Origin of the sequence: Shewanella sp. (genome assembly GCF_051658185.1) — a bacterium.
Taxonomy (GTDB): Bacteria; Pseudomonadota; Gammaproteobacteria; order Enterobacterales; family Shewanellaceae; genus Shewanella.
In genome coordinates this window covers 1-19,514 of record NZ_JBOFMC010000322.1, presented here as the reverse complement: position 1 = coordinate 19,514, position 19,514 = coordinate 1, and the positions used below count along the sequence as shown (strand labels likewise).

The following is a 19,514-nucleotide window of genomic DNA, read 5'->3' as shown; positions in this document are numbered from 1 at the left end:
ACATCAAGATCCCGTTATTCCCTATGGTAGGGGTGATTGCTGTTGACGCTCCAAGCTCGGTATAGGCTTTCAGCAACCACAATGCGCACCAGCGGATGGGGTAAGGTTAATGCCGATAGGCACCAACTTTGCTGGGCGGCAGCCTTACAGGCGGGGGCTAAACCTTCCGGTCCGCCTACCAGTAAACTGACATCGCGGCCATCGAGTTGCCATTTGCTTAGGGCCGTGGCAAGTTCTGGGGTGGTCCAATTTTTACCGGGCAAGTCTAAACTCACAATGTGATTGCCCTTGGGTATGGCCGCTAACATTTGCTCGCCTTCCTTTTGCAGGATCCGAGCAATGTCGGCATTTTTCCCCCGCTTGCCAGCGGGTATTTCGATAAGCTCCAGCGCCATATCACGAGGAAAGCGGCGCTGGTATTCTTCGAAACCACGGGTAACCCAGTCGGGCATCCGTGTGCCTACTGCGATGAGTTGTAACTTCATCAGGCTTGTTTTTCTGACCAGAGTTTTTCGAGCTGGTAGAAATCACGGGTTTGATCTTGCATGACGTGCAGGATCACATCGCCCATATCCACTAGCACCCATTCGCTGCTATCGCGGCCTTCAACCCCAATCGGTGGAATGCCCGCGGCTTTCGCTTCAACCACGAGGTTTTCGGCGATGGCTTTGACGTGGGTTTTAGATGTACCAGAACAAATGATCATGTAATCGGTGATGTTAGATTGGTTACTCACATCAATCACTACGACATCTCTGGCTTTTAAATCGTCGATTTTATCGACTACAAATTGCTTTAATTCCGCGCTTTGCACGCTGGCGTACCTCATTAATTTTAAATAGCGCGGTAGTATACCAGTGTTAAGCCAAGGAATACATTGTGATTGGCGAGTGAGTTTGGCTTATGGGCAACACGCATGGGCTTAAGCTTGATAAAGCTTTTGTTTTTGAATGTAATTTACCGTACTTGGCAAAAGGGCGTCCTGAGGAATTTTTCCTCGGGCAAGTTGCGCGCGGATGTCGGTGGAGGAGATATCTTGGGCGGTGATCTGCACGCAAAAAATGCCGCCAGTAGGAGGGATTTGGGGGGGCTCCTTAAGATGGAGGCTGTTATTGGGTGCTCGACGTTGCTCGAGTATGGGCCACATAGGGTGGTCCTTTGTAAGCGTCCACCCTGGGCGCTCACACAGTACAAAGTGTGTTAAGTCAAATAGTTGTTGCCAGTTGTGCCAGCTTGGCAGCTGCAAAAAGGCGTCCATCCCTAAGATAAAAAACAGCTGATCATTGGGGTAACGTTCCCTGAGGTGTTTTAAGGTCACTACGGTATAGGATGGACTATCTCGTTTGACCTCAATATCGCAAAGCTCAAAGCCACTGAGTTCGGCGCAGGCCCTCGCCACCATCTCTAGACGCTGGGCGCTCGTGCAATGGGGCTGGCATTTATGGGGCGGGATATGGTTGGGCATCAGCAGGATTTTATCTAAGCCGAGGGCTGCTTTGACCTCCATCGCGGGACGGATGTGGCCGTAATGTATTGGGTCGAAGGTGCCGCCTAAAATACCGATACGCATGGTCACTCTATCTCATCAGGGGGTTAATCTAAGCTGATATGGGCAAGTTGCCGATGCGCTTTGGGGTCAAACAACAGGCAAAGATGGCTCAGGGCGGTCCAGTCTTCCCGGCCATGTTGTTTTAAATTGAGTTCCAGTTGGGAGGCAAAGGCCAACATGGCTTCAATTTGGTCAAGGCTGAGGCGCTGTATTGCCGCTTGATAAAGGGGTTTACGTTTATCCCAAATGCGGTGCTTGCTCCAAAGGTGATTGAGATTAGCGCCATTGGCCATATCACTCTTGAGCTGGAATAGGAGATTGAGTTCTTTAAATACCGCCCACAGCACAATGGGTAACGCTGTGCCTTCGCCGTTGAGTTGGGCGAGCATGTGCTGGGCACTGTCTTGGCGATTGCCAAGCAGCGCATCGGTCAGTTGGAAGACGGTAAAGCGGGATTGGTCTTCAAAATAATGGCTAAGTTCGGCGGCGCTGATGGGCTTTGCCGGGCTTAGGAGTTGTAATAACTGCATCGCTTGATCGGCGGCTAGCAAATTCCCCTCGTAGAGGGCATAAAGCATCGCGCGGGCATCGGGTTGCAGATGGAGCTGAAAATGCTTGATTCGGCTATCGAGCCAACGCATAAACTGATCGCCCTCTGGCGTGGCACAGGGCAAATAAATGCCCTTGGCATCCAGTGCTTTAAACCATTTGCTGTTGGTTTGCTCACTTGACAGTTTAGGGCCTTCAATAAGCAATAGAGTGTCCGGATTGGCTGCTTGCAATAAGGATTGCAGTGTCGCCGCGCCCTCGGTACCGGGTTTGCCTTGGGGCAGTACCAGTTCAATCAGGCGCTTACTGGAAAATAGGCTCATAGCCTGCCACTCTTGGCTGAGCTCGTGCCAATGAAAGCCAGTATCTTGGATTAACTCAATGCGCTCGGCAAAGCCTTGGCGTTTGGCGGCGAGGCGAATGTGATCCTTGGTCGTTTCGACTAACCAAGGATCATCGCCAAAAATCAGATAACAAGGGTGTAATGGACTAAGGTGGCGGGTAAGTTGTTCTGGATAAACCCGCATTAATTAACCTCAATACTCGCCATCGATTGAATAATCCGATCAGCTGCTTGAATGCGCATTTCTCGGACGAGCAGTTCCATTTCCCGGCTCTTAGCGAGTGCGGTACGGGGATCGTCTAAATAATCGCGGCGGATCTCAATTTTAAAGGGCTGCACTTCTTTGCCCGGTAACACCACGGCAATTTCAGCAAAGTAAATTAACTCGTACTCGGCGACATTGCCCGTGGGGTAGAGCGACAACGTGGTGCGCTCGAGGGCGTCGGTGATCAGTTTGAGCACTGGCACATCGCGAGCGGGGCTGACCACTTGGATATTGTTCAAACGTAAGCGCTCACGGACTAAACGGGTGAGTTCACTGTATTCGTCCGAGCTGCTCAGACTCAGCTGGGTGAGCGCTGCGGGGATCTGATAGCTACGTTGGAGTTTAAAACCGCAACCGGCGCTGGTCATGATGACCAGCGCCATGATTGCGAAGCTTATGCGTTTAGTGAGCATAGGTTGTCGCAGTTTCCTGTTTGTCTAATGCGCCGCAGGGGGGCCACAAGGCCCCCATTGGTTGGCTACTAGTTGGCTACGATGCTGAGCAGTTTGCCAGGAACATAGATGACTTTGCGCACCGTCAAACCTTCAAGGTATTTGATAACGTGTTCATCAGCCATGCCCAGCGCTTCTACTGCATCTTTATCCGCATCGGCGGCAACAGTGATTTTAGCGCGCACCTTACCGTTAACTTGTACGACGATAAGTTTACTGTCTTCAACCAGTGCCGCTTCATCAACGACAGGCCATTGGCTATCTTCGATGCTGGCGCTGTTGCCTAACTCCTTCCACAGGGTAAAGCTAACGTGTGGAATAATGGGGTAGAGCAAACGTACCACGGCCGATAGCGCTTCGCCGATGATGGCTTGATCTTGCGCGGTGGTCATAGGCGCTTTTTGCAGATGGTTCATCAGTTCCATTACTGCCGCGACCGCGGTGTTGAACATCTGCCGGCGGCCAATATCATCGGTCACTTTGGCAATCGTTTTATGGACTTCACGGCGCAGTGCTTTTTGGTCACTGGTTAACTTGCTAACGTCTAACGCTTCGCTGTTGTCTTGAGCCACATATTCACTGGCCAGTTTCCACAGACGTTTGATAAAACGGTGCGCGCCTTCTACACCAGATTCTTGCCATTCTAGGGTTAATTCTGGCGGTGAGGCGAACATCATAAACAGACGCACAGTATCGGCGCCGTATTTTTCAACCATCACCTGCGGATCGATGCCGTTGTTTTTCGACTTCGACATCTTGCACATACCGGTGTAAACCAATTCGTTACCGTTTTTGTCGATAGCCTTAGTGATCCGGCCCTTGTCGTCTTTTTCGGTGGTGACTACATCTAAAGGTGATACCCACACACGGGCGCCTTTTTCATTGGTGTAGTAGAAGGCATCGGCCAACACCATGCCTTGGGTCAGCAGTTGTTTGGCTGGCTCATTTGAGTTAACCAGTCCTGCATCACGCAGCAACTTGTGGAAAAAGCGGAAATACAACAAGTGCATACAGGCGTGTTCGATACCGCCAATGTACTGATCAACAGGTAACCAGTAGTTCGCTTTCGCGGGATCTAACATTTGCTCTGCTTGTGGGCTGCAGTAGCGGGCATAATACCAAGAAGACTCCATAAAGGTATCGAAGGTATCGGTTTCACGCAGGGCATCTTGACCGTTGACTTGGGTTTTTGCCCATTCTTTATCGGCTTTGATTGGACTTTGGATACCGTCCATCACCACATCTTCTGGCAGAATGACTGGCAGTTGATCTTCGGGCGTTGGGATCACAGTACCGTCGGCTAAGGTCACCATTGGGATGGGGGCGCCCCAGTAACGTTGACGTGACACACCCCAATCGCGCAGACGGTAGTTCACTTGGCGTTTGCCTTTCCCTTCAGCAACCAACTTGTTGGCGATGGCATTGAAGGCGCCGTCAAAGTCTAAACCGTCAAACTCGCCAGAGTTAAACAGAATGCCTTTTTCGGTGTAGGCCGCTTCGCTGATATCCACTTCGCTATCAAGAGGTTTGATAACCGCCTCAATGGGCAGATGGTACTTTTTCGCAAATTCGTAATCGCGCTGGTCGTGGCCTGGTACCGACATCACCGCGCCAGTGCCGTAGTTCATCAGCACAAAGTTCGCCGCCCAAATGGGCACTTGTTTGCCTGTGATGGGGTGAATGGCGTATAGGCCTGTTGCGACACCGCGTTTTTCCATGGTCGCGAGTTCGGCTTCCGATGTGGTGCTGTTTTTGCACTCATCGATAAAGGCGGCAAGCTCAGGATTGGTTTGCGCGGCGATTTCAGCTAATGGATGACCTGCGGCAATCGCCACATAGGTGACGCCCATCAGGGTATCGGGACGGGTGGTATAGATATCGAAGGTTTTATCGCTACCTGCCACACCGAAGGTCATTTCCACGCCTTCGCTGCGGCCAATCCAGTTGCGTTGCATGGTTTTGACCTGATCAGGCCAGCCATCCAAGGTATCGATATCGTTTAATAATTCTTCAGCATAGGCGGTGATTTTGATAAACCACTGTGGGATTTCTTTTTGTTCCACCGGGGTGTCACAACGCCAGCAGCAGCCGTCTTGTACCTGCTCGTTCGCCAGTACCGTTTCATCATTCGGGCACCAGTTAACTGAAGCAGTCTTCTTGTAAACTAAGCCTTTTTCGTAAAGCTTAGTGAAGAACCATTGTTCCCAGCGGTAGTATTCTGGGGTGCACGTCGCGATTTCACGGCTCCAGTCGTAGCCAAAACCCAACAGTTTTAGCTGGTTCTTCATGTACTCAATGTTTTCATAGGTCCATGGCGCGGGCGCGGTTTTGTTGTTAATCGCGGCATTTTCAGCAGGCAGACCGAAAGAGTCCCAACCGATAGGTTGCAGCACGTTTTTGCCTTGAAGACGCTGGAAGCGAGCGACTACATCACCGATGGTATAGTTGCGAACGTGTCCCATGTGGAGTCGTCCCGAAGGATACGGGAACATCGAAAGGCAATAATACTTTTCTTTGTTCGGATCTTCAGTGACTTCAAAGGTTTTGTTGTCGTGCCAGTGCTGTTGCACTAAGGCTTCAATTTCTGAGGGATTATATTGCTCTTGCATCACGCTATTTCCGGCAGTGCCGCCTATTTATTTGATCTAACGCCATATCGGCGCGGATAATATCTGCATAGAATAAACCAGAAGCGATGCATTAAAAAGGTTCCCATGAAGGAGTATTGGTTATGAATGATAGAAGTAGTGCGCTACTCGGACTGTATCAAGCCTTAATTAACGAAGTGAAAGCGCAATTTGCGGAAGATAACTCGCTGACTGCAAAGAATTTATTTAAATCTGTCACGCAAGGTAAGGAGTTTTTACGCCTTAAAGAGCAAGCGGGAGAAGATGAGCTCGCATTAGTCGAACAATTTTTAAAGCGTGATATTGCCAGCTTTTTACGTGAACAGAATGCCGATAGCTTAAGCCACAGCCCCACCTTGATTACTTTGGAGAATACGCTCTGGCATTGGCTCAGTGAAATCACTGACCGTAGCCAAGTGGAATGGCATGAATTGACTCAGGATTTTAAACACCATGGCTATTATCAGAGTGGTGATATCGTCAGCCAAGGGATTATGGTGTGCACCCACTGTGGCCATGAAATGAGCATTGAGTTTCCCGGAGCTATCCCTGACTGCCCTGAGTGCGATCATGATGAGTTTACCCGGGAACCATTAACACCTTAATGGTGAGTGAGGAGATAGCCGTGGCATCGTTTGAGCGTTGCGATGCCTTGGCTATCCTCGCCTCGCCGCAAGCCTTAAGTGACGGCGGCGGGTGACCTTTTACGGAGCCAGATTAGCGGCATCTCCCTCGCGTTTAACCACGGCAATAATTAAGGATCTGGCCGTTAAAGGGCTCGGCTAAAAATGCGGTGTCCTTGGGCTTATGTTGGGAATGCGCAAAACCGAGTAACACCATTTTTTTGCTGAATTTGGCATGATTGCCGCGCCCTGGATCGACCAATATGACTTCGCAAGCGGGGTTGGCGTGTTGCTCGATAAATTGCGACAAGAGCTCAGCATGTTCTTGTTCATAGAGCAAATCGCTGCCAATGATCAAATCGAATAAGCCCAGTTCCGACATTGGATCAGCCCAGCCTGTGCGAATATAGGGAATGTGCCGCCCATGATTGAGTGCAACATTTTTCGCGAGGAACTGCCCAGTTTGTGGGTGATAGTCCGTTGCCGTAATATCGGCATGTCGGTGGTTGAGCACCAGACTGGCGAGCCCAATGCCACAGCCCACCTCTAAAATGCGTTTGTTTGCGATTTGATAATCAAGCATGTGGTGGGATAGCACTAGCCCCGATGGCCAGATTATTCCAAACAAAGGCCAAGTGGCAGAGGAAATGCCGAGTTTTTCTGCTTCGCCGTCAATATCTTCAAATTCTTGGTTATCTCTTAGGGTGCGAACATGGATGTCCACTTTCCCAAATTCGTGGGTGTGGTAACGGATACGCAGGGGAGCCATAGATTTGCCTTGGTGGGGGGGCGAGGCCGTAACCTCCAGCCTCGTGTAATTCGACACTTTAGCCTGAAACCCGCCCTCGGCCTAATGTAATTTACGGAAACTGCAGGCTGCGGCATGTTAACACTGAGCGGCAATGGCTTGGTGCTATGCCCAAGTGTAATGCCCAAGTGCTATGCCCTTGCATTGTTTAGCGAAGAGGGCAGGTGCGCGACACTGTGAGTGACGCGCCGGGCGATAACATCTTGCCCGCCAAAGGTGCAAGCGCCTTATCACCCCTTGATTCAGTTAGCCTGATGTGCGTCCGTTAGCCGGCGTAGGTGTGTCACCTTGCGATAAGTTAACACGGCGGCGCATCGCCATGCGCCCGCCGATACTGGCGCAGAAGATTAAGCCACAGAGCAGCAGCAGCGGCAGTTGCCCCATTTTTGAAAACCATGTTTGGCCTGTGACCAATGGAATGGTTGCCCGTAGTACGCCCTCGGTAAATTGGGGCAAGGAGGCGCTAATATTGCCGCGCTCATCAACCACGGCGGTGACGCCATTGTTGGTTGCCCGCACCAAAGGGCGGCCTAACTCCGCCGAGCGCATTTGAGCGATTTCCATATGTTGTAATGGGCCATTGGAGTTGCCAAACCAGGCATCGTTAGACACGGTTAATAGCAGATCGGTGTCAAGATTAACGCTGTCGCGTAATTGCTCGGGGAAGGCGATTTCATAACAAATCGCCGGGGCAATTTTATGGCCGATCGCATTTAAGTTGGTTTGTTGATAGTCACCCCTCGCCAAGGCTGACATGGGCAAATTAAAAAAGGGGGCAATCGGGCGCAGCAGTGCTTCAAAGGGCACAAATTCGCCAATCGGCACGAGATGATGTTTGTTAAATTCATTGGTGCCATCACCACGATAGTCTGGAGCTTGTTGCTGTTTTTGGTGATGATTGCCAAGCACGATCAATGAATTATAAAAACCATCCGCTTGATGGCTAATAATGCCGGTGATGATTGCGGTATGGTTAAGATTGGCGACTTTATTGGCGTTATCTAAAAAATCTAACACCATGGATTCGGGGGCCGGTATCGCTGCCTCCGGCCACACAATAATATCAGCATCGAGGTGTGCTCTGGTGAGATCCAGGTATTTGAGCATGGTGGGCCATAGCGCATCACGTTCCCACTTCATACTTTGAGGAATATTACCCTGCACTAAAGCGACGTTGACGGTTTCACCCGTCGGTTGAATATCCCATAGCTTTGGCGCGAGCCAAGTGCACAGGGCGGTAATCGGCAGCACAAGCAGTAAACTTTTGTATCGTTTATTCAAACAGAGCGCTAAGGCGCCTGCGAGCATGGCCAGCAGAAAACTGATGCCTAAAGTGCCGATAATGCTGGCTAGGGGTTTGAGCGGCCCTTGGGTTTGGGTGTAACCCGCCCAAAGCCAAGGAAAGCCCGTCATTACCCAGCCCCGGGCCCATTCGGTTAACGTCCACAGGGCGGGAAATAGCGCCAGATAACGCCAGATTGAGGTGGTTTTGCCCGCACTCAACCAGGCTAGCGCCCACCCCGTTAAGGCGGGATACAAGGCTAAATACAGGGCTAATAAGCCCATCAGCCCGACAGACACCGCAAGCGGCAAGCCGCCGAAGGTGTCTATGCTGACATGCACCCAACTGATCCCAAAGGCAAAACAACCAAAGCCAACACTTAACCAATAGTAAAAGCTGGCCTTGGGCGTAAGCGTGTGGCTGTGCCAAAGGGCAAGCGCCATGGCGATAGGATAGATTGGCCAAATTGAGTAGGGCGCAAAGGCTAATGCCGTACTGCCACCCAGAATAAAGCCAAGGGTGAGTTTAACGGCAGTCCGTTGGGACTGTTTCTGGGCAAATGCCCGAAGGTTATTAAGCACAGTGAATTATTCTATGTTATCGCTAGCGTTAGGATCGGGGAGTTTAACCCTAAGTTGAATTAAGCGCCTAGTATCGGCGTTAATCACTTTGAATTCGATACCGTCAATCATAATGCTCTCATTACGCTCAGGCAGATGGCCAAAGGCATGGGAGACTAAGCCGCCAACGGTATCAAACTCTTCATCGCTGAAGTGAGTGTTAAATTCGGCGTTAAAATCTTCGATGGGCGTCAAGGCCTTTACCATATAAACAGTGTTGCCGACTTTGCGGATCTCGATATCTTCGGCGCTGTCGTGGTCGAATTCATCTTCAATCTCACCGACGATTTCTTCAAGAATATCTTCGATGGTCACAAGCCCCGAAACGCCGCCGTATTCATCGACGACAATGGCCATATGATAGCGCTGGGAGCGGAACTCTTTGAGTAGCACATCCACCCGTTTACTTTCGGGGACTACCACCGCGGGGCGAATGACTTTCTCGAGGGCGAAAGGTTCGTCGTTGTTGGCAAAACCATAAGGGATGAGATCTTTGGCCAGCAAGATACCTTCGATATGGTCTTTGTCTTCGTTAACCACAGGGAAACGGGAGTGGCCGGAGCCGATAACGGTTGAGAGGAGCTCATCGACGGTATTGTCAATTTGGATCGCGACAATCTGAGCTCTTGGGATCATAATGTCCCGAACACGCATATCAGATACTTCTAATACGCCTTTAATCATTTCGCGGGTATCTTCGGTAATTAAATCGCGCTGTTCGGCACCATCAATTACATCGACTAAATCTTCACGATTTTGAGGCTCGCCCTGGAATAACTGACTGACTCTATCAAACCAGCTTTTCTTGTGGGCGTTCGTACTCGGGGGGATATCGTCACTCATAGCGTTCTCATTAACGTCGATAGTTATCGCCGTTAATTATTGTTCCTTATATGGGTCGGTAAAACCTAAGCCTTCAATGAGTTGAGTCTCCAATGACTCCATTTCTTCGGCTTCTTCATCTTCGATGTGATCATACCCTAGCAGATGCAGGCAACCATGTACAACCATGTGTGCCCAGTGTGCTTCGAGGGATTTTTGTTGTTCACGGGCTTCATTTTCAACGACTGCGGCGCAAATAACAAGATCTCCGAGTAATGGCAGCTCAATTTCTGGCGGCGCTTCGAAGGGAAACGACAGGACATTCGTCGGTTTATCCTTGCCGCGGTAGGTGCTGTTAAGCATTTGGCTTTCGCGGCTATCGACGATACGGATCGTCAATTCAGCCTGCGCCATGCTATTACCAATTGCGGTTTTTGCCCAATGCGCCAATTGGGCTTCTGTTGGTAGCCAGTCACTGTGGGTGGCGTATTGCACGTCTAGGGATAACTCAAGACTCATGTTTTAAGGTTTCCTGTGGCAAGGTCTGTTGATATTGGCTGTCTTTTTTGGCTTTTAAGGCTTGTTCTTTTTGCTCAAAGGCATCATAGGCTTCAACGATGCGGGCCACGACCGGATGACGCACGACGTCCTGTGAAACGAAGAAATTAAAGCTAATATCCTCCACTTGACTTAACACTTCAATGGCATGGCGCAGGCCTGACTTAATGTGCTTAGGCAAGTCGGTTTGAGTAATGTCACCGGTGATCACCGCGCGGGAATTAAAGCCGATACGGGTTAAGAACATTTTCATTTGTTCAATCGTGGTGTTTTGGCTTTCATCAAGAATGATAAAGGCATCGTTTAAGGTACGCCCACGCATATAAGCAAGCGGCGCCACTTCGATGACGTTTTTCTCAATGAGCCGTTCGACCTTTTCAAACCCCAGCATTTCGAATAGCGCATCGTACAGCGGGCGTAAATAGGGATCGACTTTTTGACTTAAGTCACCGGGTAGAAAACCTAATTTTTCACCGGCTTCGACCGCTGGGCGGGTGAGTAAAATACGGCGTACTTCTTGACGCTCTAGCGCATCGACGGCAGCGGCGACGGCGAGATAGGTTTTCCCCGTTCCGGCTGGGCCAATACCAAAGGTGATATCGTGGCGCACGATATTGGCCACATAGCTGCTTTGATTAGGGTTGCGCGGTTTAATCACGCCGCGGCGAGTCTTAATGTGCAGGGCTTTATCGTCGCCACTATCGTCTTGTTCAAGGGCGATAGCCTCTTGAATGGCGATATGCACTTGTTCTGGTTCAAGATCCGGGGTGCTGCCTTTAACCGTTTGCGTTTCGATATACAGTTGTTTAAGTAAGTTGTTGGCACTTAAACAATTGCGCGGTAGCCCGGTAATTTGGAAGTGATTGTTTTTACGGACTATCTCAACGCCAACGCGCCGCTCAATCTGTTTAATATTGTCATCGAATGGGCCGCATAAGGAGGCCAAGCGGCGGGTTTCGGCGGGTTCGAGATACAGATTCATTGTGGTTAATTTACTGGACAACGAGTGCTCCTATTGTCTAGATAAGGTGTCTAGAGAATGTGCCTAGAGAAATGCCATAGACGATCAATGTTGATCGCAGATAATGTTAGTTTACGAGCCAGAATCAATATTTGCTAACAAATAGTTGGTAACAGAGAGCGACTGACAGACGAATTGTTGCTAACAAATAGTGACTGGCAGCGTGTAACTGAGAAGGTGTTGCTTACCAAGCCTTATCCGTCACCGTGAGTCGCTCTGATAAGCTATTCGTCGCGCTGACAATCTATTACAAAATAAAAGGGCGAACGTGAAGCTCTTCTTCCTCGTCGCCCATTCCATCATGCTTAGTTAATTTACACCTTAAGGGGTAAATTGAGTGACGCCTAAATCATCCTCTTGCTTATGCTTAGCGAGGATATCCGCTGGGCGTAAGCTGCGGCGGAGATCCATTTCATCTTCACCACGGATAAATTTACCGCGCAGGGAGTTGGTATAAACGTCAACAATTTCAACGTCGACAAAACTACCAATGTGCTTAGGCAGTCCTTCAAAGTTCACTACGCGGTTGTTTTCGGTGCGTCCGCGCAGTTCCATTGGGTTTTTCACCGATGGCCCTTCAACGAGTATGCGTTGTACCGTGCCGAGCATTTGGCGGCTGTAGCGCATGGCCTGCTGGGTGATGCGATCTTGCAAAATCGCTAAACGTTGCTTTTTTTCTTCCATATCAACGTCATCGGGTAAATCTGCCGCCGGCGTGCCTGGGCGCGCGCTATAGATAAAGCTAAAGCTGTGATCAAAACCGATTTCTTCGATGAGCTTCATGGTATCGGCGAAATCCTCTTGAGTTTCACCGGGGAAGCCAATGATAAAGTCAGAGCTGATTTGGATATCGGGGCGCGCTTTGCGTAAGCGACGAATAATCGATTTATATTCAATCGCCATGTGGCCGCGTTTCATGGCGGTAAGAATACGGTCAGAACCCGATTGCACAGGTAAGTGCAAAAAGCTGACTAGCTCCGGAGTATCTTGGTAAACGTCGATGATATCCTGAGTAAATTCAATTGGATGGCTGGTGGTGAAGCGAATGCGGTCGATGCCGTCAATGGCAGCGACAAAGCGCAATAACTCGGCAAAGCTGCAAATGGCACCCTCGTGAGTTTGACCGCGGTAGGCGTTAACGTTTTGCCCAAGCAGGTTGACTTCGCGTACCCCTTGCTCTGCCAATTGGGCAATTTCAAGGATGATATCATCTAGCGGGCGGCTAACTTCTTCACCGCGAGTATAAGGGACAACGCAGAATGAGCAGTATTTGCTGCAGCCTTCCATAATAGACACAAACGCCGTTGGGCCTTCGGCGCGAGGCTCTGGAAGTCGGTCAAATTTTTCAATTTCAGGGAAACTGATATCAATAACCGCTTTATCACCACGGCGCACTTGTTCGATCATGTCCGGCAGACGGTGTAAGGTTTGCGGGCCAAAAATAATATCAACGCATTGGGCACGCTCTTTGATGGCTTTGCCTTCTTGAGACGCAACACAACCACCTACCCCAATAATAAGGTTAGGGTTTTTATCTTTTAGCGTTTTCCAGCGCCCGAGCTGATGGAACACTTTTTCCTGCGCCTTTTCACGGATGGAGCAAGTGTTTAGCAGCAGAATATCGGCCTCTGATGCCTCTTCCGTCAAGGTATAACCTTGGTATTCGCCTAACAGATCAGCCATCTTGGATGAGTCATACTCATTCATTTGACAGCCCCAAGTTTTAATATGGAGTTTTTTACTCATCAGTTGTGTCGCCCTAGGATGCCACGTAAAAATTATGCTCAGTAAAAATAGCGCGACATTTTACCTGCAGTTCTGGCCGCTGACCAGCATTGCGCACATTTTTACCACTGAGTTTTTGTGGTGAGTGATAACCACAAAATGGCTAAGGTTGTATGTTTTATCTTGTGCCAAGCACCTAAACCTAGCTAATCCTTTGTACTGCACCGACTTTTGCTTACAACCTGCGCTGCACATGCTGACGAGGGTTTGCTGAGTAGGATAATGGCCTGTACCCATTCGCGGGTAAGCATGTCAATAAGATATGCGCCTGCAGAGCGTCACTGCGCTTAGGGCATTCACGATTTTCGCTATCAAAGATATCGGGCATTATCGCCGTCAGCCGCTTGTTAGGCAAAACGTGTCAGCGTTAATCCACTTTGCTTTGCGGCGCCGATAGTGCACCGACGGGATGTTATGCCAAAACGTGCGGTATTTGCCGCCGTCAGGAGATTTCTTGCTAGAATACGGCCAGCCCCATGGGCGTGAGTTTAAATAAGAACAAAATAAGAGTGGTAATCGACATGAGCCAGAATGAACCAGCAGCGTGCGCCGGCGATAGACAACGTTTTGATGTGATTGTAGTTGGCGGCGGGATGGTCGGCGCTGCGAGCGCTATAGGGCTTGCCCAGTTAGGGCTGAAGGTCGCGCTGGTAGAAGCGTTTGCGCCAACGGCCTTTGAGCCGCAGCAACCCTTGGATGTTCGAGTTTCGGCAATCAGCGTGGCCTCCGAAACCTTATTAGCGCGTTTAGGCGCCTTGGACGGCCTGCTGGCCATGCGTAACGCCCCTTATCTTGGCCTCGAAACTTGGGAGCTTGATGGTTGCATTACTGAGTTTCACAGCAGTCAAATTGGCGCGAGTCATTTAGGGCATATTATTGAAAACCGCTTGATCCAACTGGCCCTGTGGCAACAAATGGAACAGTGGCAGGGGATCACCCGCTATTGCCCTGAAAAGGTGAGCGCCTTTAGCCGGCAAGACGACGGCGTCAGTGTGCGCTTACAGTCGAATATCACCCTCGAGGCAAAATTGTTAGTTGGCGCCGACGGCGCAAATTCGGCGGTACGCCAGTGGGCGGGAATTGGCGTGTCGGGTTGGGATTACGCCCAAGCAGCGATGCTCATTAATATCCACACCGCTCAAGGACAGCAGGATGTGACTTGGCAGCAATTTACCCCCAAGGGGCCGCGCTCGCTATTGCCATTGCCGGGCAATAATGCCTCTTTGGTATGGTATGATGATGCCAATCGTATCAAGCAGTTGATGCAACTCAATCATAAACAGTTAGCCGAGCAGATTCGTCAGCATTTTCCGCCGCGCTTGGACGGCGATTTTACCGTTGAAAGTAAAGGCAGTTTTGGCCTCACCCGTCGCCATGCCAAGCACTACTACCGTCAGCATGTGGTGATCTTAGGGGATGCGGCCCATACGATTAATCCGCTGGCAGGTCAGGGCGTTAATCTTGGGTTTAAGGATGTGTGCGCGCTCCTTGAGGTTATTCAAGAGGGGCTGCGACAGGATAAACCTTGGTGGTCTAACGAAGTGCTTAAAGAGTATCAAGCCAAGCGCTACCTTGATAATCAGTTGATGATGAACACCATGGATTTGTTTTATGCGGGCTTTAGTAATGATATTTTGCCATTAAAATTGCTGCGTAACGGCGCGCTAAAACTGGCCAATATCAATTCCCCTATCAAACAAACGGTTCTTAAATATGCCCTGGGCTTGAATTAACGCGGGCGCTGATGGTGTGGCCGCTAAGGTAAATTGACGCGACATTTGTTGAGTTTGGCTTTGGGTGCTAAAATGCCGCGTTTTTAGCGAGTCGGGTTCACGGGGCGCGCGATGTGCATCATTTAGCACCACACTTGCATCTGGCAGCGCGCTTAGCTCGACAGCAACGGACAACATCACGATATAGAGTGACATGAGCGAAATAAAATTAATTGTTGGCCTTGCCAACCCCGGAGCGGAATACGCTCATACCCGCCATAACGCCGGTGCTTGGTATGTGCAAGAATTAGCGCGGATCTGTGGCGTCACCTTAGTCCCTGACAGTAAGTATTTTGGACTCACCGCCAGAGCGGTATTGCATGGTCAAGATGTGCGTTTGCTGATCCCGACCACCTATATGAACCTGAGTGGGAAAGCCGTCGGCGCCTTAGCGAATTTTTTCCGCATCACGCCACAAGAAATATTAGTGGCTCACGATGAGCTTGATATGCCTCCCGGAGTCGCTAAATTTAAGTTAGGCGGTGGCCATGGTGGCCATAATGGTTTGAAAGATATTATTGCTAAACTGGCTAATGATAAAAATTTTTACCGCTTACGCATTGGCATTGGTCATCCCGGCGATAAAAATCAAGTCAGTGGTTATGTATTAGGTAAAGCGCCAGCTAAAGAGCAGCAGCTCATCGAGGCGGCAGTCGATGAGGCCGTGCGTGCTACCGACGTGTTATTTAAAGACGACATGGTTAAGGCTATGAATCGCCTGCACGCTTTTAAAGCGCAGTCGCTGTAATAGCCCCAGTCAAGCCGATGGCCGGTGCTCGGCGTGGGTGGGGCGAGTGATGGTGACGCGCAGAACCTCTGGGCGCGCATCGCCTGAGTCTACTGCGCATTGAATGCGTTAAAAAGAGTTATTATTCAGTGATGTGTCGCACCAGTGCGGCACGACTAAAACTTGCTGGTGAGTGTGACTTATCAGCCAATAATCAAGAGAAAGGTAAGTATATGGGTTTTAAATGCGGCATTGTTGGTCTTCCTAACGTAGGCAAATCAACGCTTTTTAATGCGTTAACTAAGGCTGGCATCGAAGCGGCTAACTTCCCGTTTTGTACCATTGAACCTAACACCGGAGTGGTCCCTGTGCCGGATCCTCGTTTGGACGCATTAGCGGCCATTGTCAATCCTCAGCGCGTGCTGCCAACGACCATGGAGTTTGTTGATATCGCGGGCTTAGTGGCTGGCGCTTCTAAGGGCGAGGGCTTAGGTAACAAGTTCCTTGCTAATATTCGGGAAACCGATGCCATTGGTCATGTGGTTCGTTGTTTTGATGACGATAATATTGTCCACGTGGCCAACAAGGTCGATCCGGCTCGCGATATTGAAGTGATCAATACCGAATTGGCCTTAGCCGATTTAGACAGCTTAGAGCGTGCGGTGATCCGCCAGCAAAAGCGTGCTAAAGGTGGTGATAAGGATGCAAAATTTGAAGTTGAAGTGCTGGAAAAGATGCGTCCGGTGCTGGATGAAGCCAAAATGCTGCGTTCTATGGAACTGTCGAAAGAAGAACTGGACGCCGTGGCTTACCTTAACTTCTTAACCCTTAAACCGACTATGTACATTGCGAACGTGGCGGAAGATGGCTTTGAAAATAACCCACATTTGGATGCAGTGCGTGCCATCGCCGCTAACGAAAACGCCATCGTGGTATCGGTGTGCGCGGCCATCGAATCAGAACTTGCCGAAATGGATATCGAAGAGCGTGATGAATTTATGGCAGATTTAGGCCTAGAAGAGCCAGGTCTTGACCGTGTCATCCGTGCCGGTTACACCTTGCTTAATTTACAAACCTACTTTACCGCTGGCGTGAAAGAAGTCCGCGCGTGGACCATTCCCGTGGGCGCGAGCGCGCCGCAGGCGGCGGGTGTTATCCATACTGACTTTGAACGTGGCTTTATTCGTGCCCAAGTGATGGCCTTTGAGGATTTTATTGCCTACAAAGGTGAAGCAGGCGCTAAAGAAGCCGGCAAGCTACGGGTAGAAGGCAAGACTTATATCGTTAAAGATGGCGATGTGATGCACTTCCTCTTTAACGTATAAACGCTAGAGTCCAAAGAATAGCCTCAAGTTTTTGAACGAGATATGGGCAACAGACCGGGATTTCGTGCATCTGTTGCTCAGTTTGGTGAAGTAATAGCCGAACAGTTTGCTGCGAGGGAAATAGCGAAAAAAAGCTGTTGACCTCGATACCTCGAATAAGCATAATACGCCCCGTTCCTCGCCAAGAGGGTACGCAACACTAAAGTGGCAATGTAGCTCAGCTGGTTAGAGCACAGCACTCATAATGCTGGGGTCGCAGGTTCAAGTCCCGCCATTGCTACCATCTTCTAAAGATGTTTTTCTTTGAAGGTAAAGTGGTTGTTCTAGCGTAACGCTAGCATCGGTCAGGATGTAAATATTGACGTTGTGCGGGAATGGTGAAATTGGTAGACACGCCAGATTTAGGTTCTGGTGCCGCAAGGTGTGAGAGTTCAAGTCTCTCTTCCCGTACCATTATGTTGTCTTAGGTTGACACATGAATATAGAAACATCGGCAGTAGCGGATGTTTGAAACCGAGTTTAGTTGGGGTATCGCCAAGCGGTAAGGCACCGGGTTTTGATCTCGGCATCCCTAGGTTCGAATCCTAGTACCCCAGCCATATTTTAGTTTCCAAGTTGTTTGGGGTATCGCCAAGCGGTAAGGCACCGGGTTTTGATCTCGGCATCCCTAGGTTCGAATCCTAGTACCCCAGCCATTGGCAATGTAGCTCAGCTGGTTAGAGCACAGCACTCATAATGCTGGGGTCGCAGGTTCAAGTCCCGCCATTGCTACCATATTTACAACCTCAGATTTATCTGAGGGAAAATCCAAAAGTTATTGTAAGCAGTGCTTTTGGTACATTTTGATGCGGGAATGGTGAAATTGGTAGACACGCCAGATTTAGGTTCTGGTGCCGCGAGGTGTGAGAGTTCAAGTCTCTCTTCCCGTACCATCGAAATGAAAGCTTCAATATCGTTTAATGGTTGAAGTTGCAAGTTTAAGTAAGACTCAGTTTATTGGGGTATCGCCAAGCGGTAAGGCACCGGGTTTTGATCTCGGCATCCCTAGGTTCGAATCCTAGTACCCCAGCCATAGTTAAAAAGCCCGTCCTATGACGGGCTTTTTGCTGTCTGCGATCCGCAATACTAACGTTTGCTTGTTTTGCTTGCACGATTCATTGAACTGGGCGCTAGAGAATTGGCGCTTGGGTACCAGGGCCCAATATTGCCGCTGGTATCGGCGCCACTCAAGTCACAGGTTGTGATTAAAGCGTTAACCTGTGGCTTCACCAAAACATACTGGCATAACCTGCTGTGTTAGAAGCTTTCATTTATCATAACAGCGCCAGCGCTTTCTCTGTGTGCAGGCTCTATCTGCCGTGACGACTTAGTGAGCGGGTGATTGCTTTTCTGGCGGCGTTTCTGCCGCGGGAGTGGCGGGGGCTGGCTTAACTTCATCCACTACGGTTTTTATCACTGCGCTGGGGGTTGCCGGCGTATCTGTGATACTTGCTGCGGGAAGATTGAGTTGTTGCTGCAGTTGTTCACTGCCAGCTTCCAGCGCTTTTTGTTGCAATTTTTGTGGATCCGTATAGTCAGCCAGTTCCTTAGGCCAGCTTGGGATCACATTCTCTGCCTGCTGATTTAGCTGTTCTGCAATCACCAATGGCGCACCGCCCGTCATGAGCATCACCGCCATTTGGTTGTTCTGTGAGTTCCACACCAGCCCGGCTTTTTCAGCCATTTCGGGCACCGGGGTGTAGGTCGATACTAAATAAAATAATGGACCTTCTTGCTGTATTTTGTCGGCTGTTTTCAGTAATGACATGGTCGTGTCGTAGTTATCACCTAACAAGGAGTGCATCCGATCTTTGATTAACGGTTGCTCAAATAATCCCACGTCGTTTGGATTTAAACCGACTAAGGGTTTAAGTAATGCCCACATCAGTTGGCCTTGGGGGGAGATGAGTAATAATGGGGCAACACAAGCCGTTAGCATGAGTGCGAGTCCGATGATATTGAGGCAGCGGATTGTTTTACGCAGAAGGGTACTCAAGGTCATATTTCCTTTAAATTTAACAGTAAATCACTGGGGCCGGATTGTAGCTGATTACGATTTGGTTAACGAGAGGGGGTAGTTGTAAATGTGGTGTCGCCCGCGCGGGACTGGTGTGGGTGATGAATGTTGGTGCGGTGGTGCAGTTTGTTATTGCCACTGTTGATGCTATAGGTGAACAGTGTGAACATTTTCCGGTAAGGATAGGCAGTGTGAGCTATCCGGCTGGCACGCTGGCGTGTTAACCAAGGCGCCCAGATGGGCATGACACTGTTTTTTAGTCTGACGGCGTTAACTCCTCGTATTGTTAAGTGCTCATGCCTTCAAGTGCACATGCCATTAGCACTCTGT

General features: G+C 49.8%; 17 protein-coding genes and 7 tRNA genes. 11 read left to right on the top strand and 13 right to left on the bottom strand.

Translation table 11 applies throughout. From position 1 onward, the window contains the following. Positions 1–14 precede the first annotated feature (14 nt). From rlmH to leuS, 6 genes are all read right to left on the bottom strand, one after another. Positions 15–485: a 23S rRNA (pseudouridine(1915)-N(3))-methyltransferase RlmH gene (gene rlmH, locus ACRCZA_RS12365; protein ID WP_438674727.1), complete on the bottom strand. Its 471-nt coding sequence runs from the start codon at positions 483–485 to the stop codon at positions 15–17. Further along, complete coding sequence (rsfS, locus tag ACRCZA_RS12360) at positions 485–814, bottom strand: ribosome silencing factor (RefSeq protein WP_438674726.1); 330 nt, start codon at positions 812–814, stop codon at positions 485–487. Before rsfS ends, rlmH begins: the two co-directional genes overlap by 1 nt. A 108-nt stretch (positions 815–922) precedes the next feature. Beyond that, positions 923–1,570 carry a nicotinate-nucleotide adenylyltransferase gene (nadD, locus tag ACRCZA_RS12355; RefSeq protein ID WP_438674725.1) on the bottom strand — a complete coding sequence of 216 codons (648 nt, stop codon included), beginning with the start codon at positions 1,568–1,570 and terminating at the stop codon, positions 923–925. A 23-nt stretch (positions 1,571–1,593) separates the two neighbouring features. Further along, positions 1,594–2,625 carry a DNA polymerase III subunit delta gene (gene holA, locus ACRCZA_RS12350; protein ID WP_438674724.1) on the bottom strand — a complete coding sequence of 344 codons (1,032 nt, stop codon included), beginning with the start codon at positions 2,623–2,625 and terminating at the stop codon, positions 1,594–1,596. Then, positions 2,625–3,119, bottom strand: coding sequence for an LPS-assembly lipoprotein LptE (locus ACRCZA_RS12345; RefSeq protein ID WP_438674723.1), 495 nt, complete (start codon positions 3,117–3,119; stop codon positions 2,625–2,627). The genes holA and ACRCZA_RS12345 overlap by 1 nt, the downstream gene beginning before the upstream one ends. A 68-nt stretch (positions 3,120–3,187) precedes the next feature. Next, on the bottom strand, positions 3,188–5,767 hold the full coding sequence (gene leuS, locus ACRCZA_RS12340) for a leucine--tRNA ligase (RefSeq protein ID WP_438674722.1): 2,580 nt from the start codon (positions 5,765–5,767) through the stop codon (positions 3,188–3,190). 122 nt (positions 5,768–5,889) lie between these two features. Here leuS and ACRCZA_RS12335 point away from each other — a divergent pair, with 122 nt between their 5' ends. Beyond that, on the top strand, positions 5,890–6,390 hold the full coding sequence (locus ACRCZA_RS12335) for a zinc ribbon-containing protein (protein ID WP_438674721.1): 501 nt from the start codon (positions 5,890–5,892) through the stop codon (positions 6,388–6,390). A 133-nt stretch (positions 6,391–6,523) separates the two neighbouring features. Here the strand turns inward: ACRCZA_RS12335 and ACRCZA_RS12330 are convergent, their stop codons facing one another. From ACRCZA_RS12330 to miaB, 6 genes are all read right to left on the bottom strand, one after another. Then, positions 6,524–7,177 carry a class I SAM-dependent methyltransferase gene (locus ACRCZA_RS12330; protein WP_438674720.1) on the bottom strand — a complete coding sequence of 218 codons (654 nt, stop codon included), beginning with the start codon at positions 7,175–7,177 and terminating at the stop codon, positions 6,524–6,526. A 285-nt stretch (positions 7,178–7,462) separates the two neighbouring features. Continuing rightward, positions 7,463–9,079: an apolipoprotein N-acyltransferase gene (gene lnt / locus ACRCZA_RS12325; protein WP_438674719.1), complete on the bottom strand. Its 1,617-nt coding sequence runs from the start codon at positions 9,077–9,079 to the stop codon at positions 7,463–7,465. A 6-nt stretch (positions 9,080–9,085) separates the two neighbouring features. Continuing rightward, positions 9,086–9,961, bottom strand: a complete 876-nt coding sequence (gene corC, locus ACRCZA_RS12320) for a CNNM family magnesium/cobalt transport protein CorC (RefSeq protein WP_438674718.1) — start codon at positions 9,959–9,961, stop codon at positions 9,086–9,088. Between the two features lie 36 nt (positions 9,962–9,997). Further along, positions 9,998–10,459: an rRNA maturation RNase YbeY gene (gene ybeY, locus ACRCZA_RS12315; protein WP_438674717.1), complete on the bottom strand. Its 462-nt coding sequence runs from the start codon at positions 10,457–10,459 to the stop codon at positions 9,998–10,000. Then, positions 10,449–11,501: a PhoH family protein gene (locus tag ACRCZA_RS12310; RefSeq protein ID WP_438674716.1), complete on the bottom strand. Its 1,053-nt coding sequence runs from the start codon at positions 11,499–11,501 to the stop codon at positions 10,449–10,451. Before ACRCZA_RS12310 ends, ybeY begins: the two co-directional genes overlap by 11 nt. Before the next feature lie 339 nt (positions 11,502–11,840). Further along, positions 11,841–13,265, bottom strand: a complete 1,425-nt coding sequence (gene miaB / locus ACRCZA_RS12305; protein ID WP_438674715.1) for a tRNA (N6-isopentenyl adenosine(37)-C2)-methylthiotransferase MiaB — start codon at positions 13,263–13,265, stop codon at positions 11,841–11,843. A gap of 560 nt (positions 13,266–13,825) precedes the next feature. Between miaB and ACRCZA_RS12300 the strand changes: the two genes are divergently transcribed. The 10 genes from ACRCZA_RS12300 to ACRCZA_RS12255 all read left to right on the top strand — a co-directional run bounded on the left by ACRCZA_RS12300 (position 13,826) and on the right by ACRCZA_RS12255 (position 18,200). Beyond that, positions 13,826–15,037, top strand: a complete 1,212-nt coding sequence (locus tag ACRCZA_RS12300) for an FAD-dependent oxidoreductase (RefSeq protein WP_438674714.1) — start codon at positions 13,826–13,828, stop codon at positions 15,035–15,037. Between the two features lie 193 nt (positions 15,038–15,230). Further along, positions 15,231–15,824: an aminoacyl-tRNA hydrolase gene (gene pth / locus ACRCZA_RS12295; RefSeq protein ID WP_438674713.1), complete on the top strand. Its 594-nt coding sequence runs from the start codon at positions 15,231–15,233 to the stop codon at positions 15,822–15,824. A gap of 212 nt (positions 15,825–16,036) precedes the next feature. Continuing rightward, positions 16,037–17,128: a redox-regulated ATPase YchF gene (ychF, locus tag ACRCZA_RS12290; RefSeq protein ID WP_438674712.1), complete on the top strand. Its 1,092-nt coding sequence runs from the start codon at positions 16,037–16,039 to the stop codon at positions 17,126–17,128. Positions 17,129–17,334: 206 nt separating this feature from the next. After that, positions 17,335–17,411, top strand: a tRNA-Met gene (locus ACRCZA_RS12285). A gap of 85 nt (positions 17,412–17,496) precedes the next feature. Further along, positions 17,497–17,581, top strand: a tRNA-Leu gene (locus tag ACRCZA_RS12280). Between the two features lie 71 nt (positions 17,582–17,652). Next, positions 17,653–17,727: transfer RNA gene (locus ACRCZA_RS12275), tRNA-Gln, on the top strand. A 21-nt stretch (positions 17,728–17,748) separates the two neighbouring features. Beyond that, positions 17,749–17,823 (top strand) — tRNA-Gln (locus tag ACRCZA_RS12270). A gap of 2 nt (positions 17,824–17,825) precedes the next feature. Further along, a tRNA-Met gene (locus tag ACRCZA_RS12265) sits at positions 17,826–17,902 on the top strand. Between the two features lie 73 nt (positions 17,903–17,975). Beyond that, positions 17,976–18,060, top strand: a tRNA-Leu gene (locus ACRCZA_RS12260). A gap of 65 nt (positions 18,061–18,125) precedes the next feature. Next, positions 18,126–18,200: transfer RNA gene (locus ACRCZA_RS12255), tRNA-Gln, on the top strand. Between the two features lie 294 nt (positions 18,201–18,494). On the opposite strand, the gene ACRCZA_RS12250 is transcribed toward ACRCZA_RS12255, so the two are convergent. Further along, positions 18,495–19,163, bottom strand: a complete 669-nt coding sequence (locus ACRCZA_RS12250) for a hypothetical protein (protein ID WP_438674711.1) — start codon at positions 19,161–19,163, stop codon at positions 18,495–18,497. Positions 19,164–19,514 lie beyond the last annotated feature (351 nt).

Bases quoted from the DNA above. Each gene is read 5' to 3' on its own strand.
- ACRCZA_RS12300 (WP_438674714.1), top strand. From the start codon at position 13,826: ATGAGCCAGAATGAACCAGCAGCGTGCGCCGGCGATAGACAACGTTTT.
- corC (WP_438674718.1), bottom strand. From the start codon at position 9,961: ATGAGTGACGATATCCCCCCGAGTACGAACGCCCACAAGAAAAGCTGG.
- rlmH (WP_438674727.1), bottom strand. From the start codon at position 485: ATGAAGTTACAACTCATCGCAGTAGGCACACGGATGCCCGACTGGGTT.
- leuS (WP_438674722.1), bottom strand. From the start codon at position 5,767: ATGCAAGAGCAATATAATCCCTCAGAAATTGAAGCCTTAGTGCAACAG.
- ychF (WP_438674712.1), top strand. From the start codon at position 16,037: ATGGGTTTTAAATGCGGCATTGTTGGTCTTCCTAACGTAGGCAAATCA.
- holA (WP_438674724.1), bottom strand. From the start codon at position 2,625: ATGCGGGTTTATCCAGAACAACTTACCCGCCACCTTAGTCCATTACAC.
- miaB (WP_438674715.1), bottom strand. From the start codon at position 13,265: ATGAGTAAAAAACTCCATATTAAAACTTGGGGCTGTCAAATGAATGAG.
- pth (WP_438674713.1), top strand. From the start codon at position 15,231: ATGAGCGAAATAAAATTAATTGTTGGCCTTGCCAACCCCGGAGCGGAA.
- ACRCZA_RS12330 (WP_438674720.1), bottom strand. From the start codon at position 7,177: ATGGCTCCCCTGCGTATCCGTTACCACACCCACGAATTTGGGAAAGTG.
- nadD (WP_438674725.1), bottom strand. From the start codon at position 1,570: ATGCGTATCGGTATTTTAGGCGGCACCTTCGACCCAATACATTACGGC.
- ybeY (WP_438674717.1), bottom strand. From the start codon at position 10,459: ATGAGTCTTGAGTTATCCCTAGACGTGCAATACGCCACCCACAGTGAC.
- ACRCZA_RS12345 (WP_438674723.1), bottom strand. From the start codon at position 3,119: ATGCTCACTAAACGCATAAGCTTCGCAATCATGGCGCTGGTCATCATG.
- ACRCZA_RS12335 (WP_438674721.1), top strand. From the start codon at position 5,890: ATGAATGATAGAAGTAGTGCGCTACTCGGACTGTATCAAGCCTTAATT.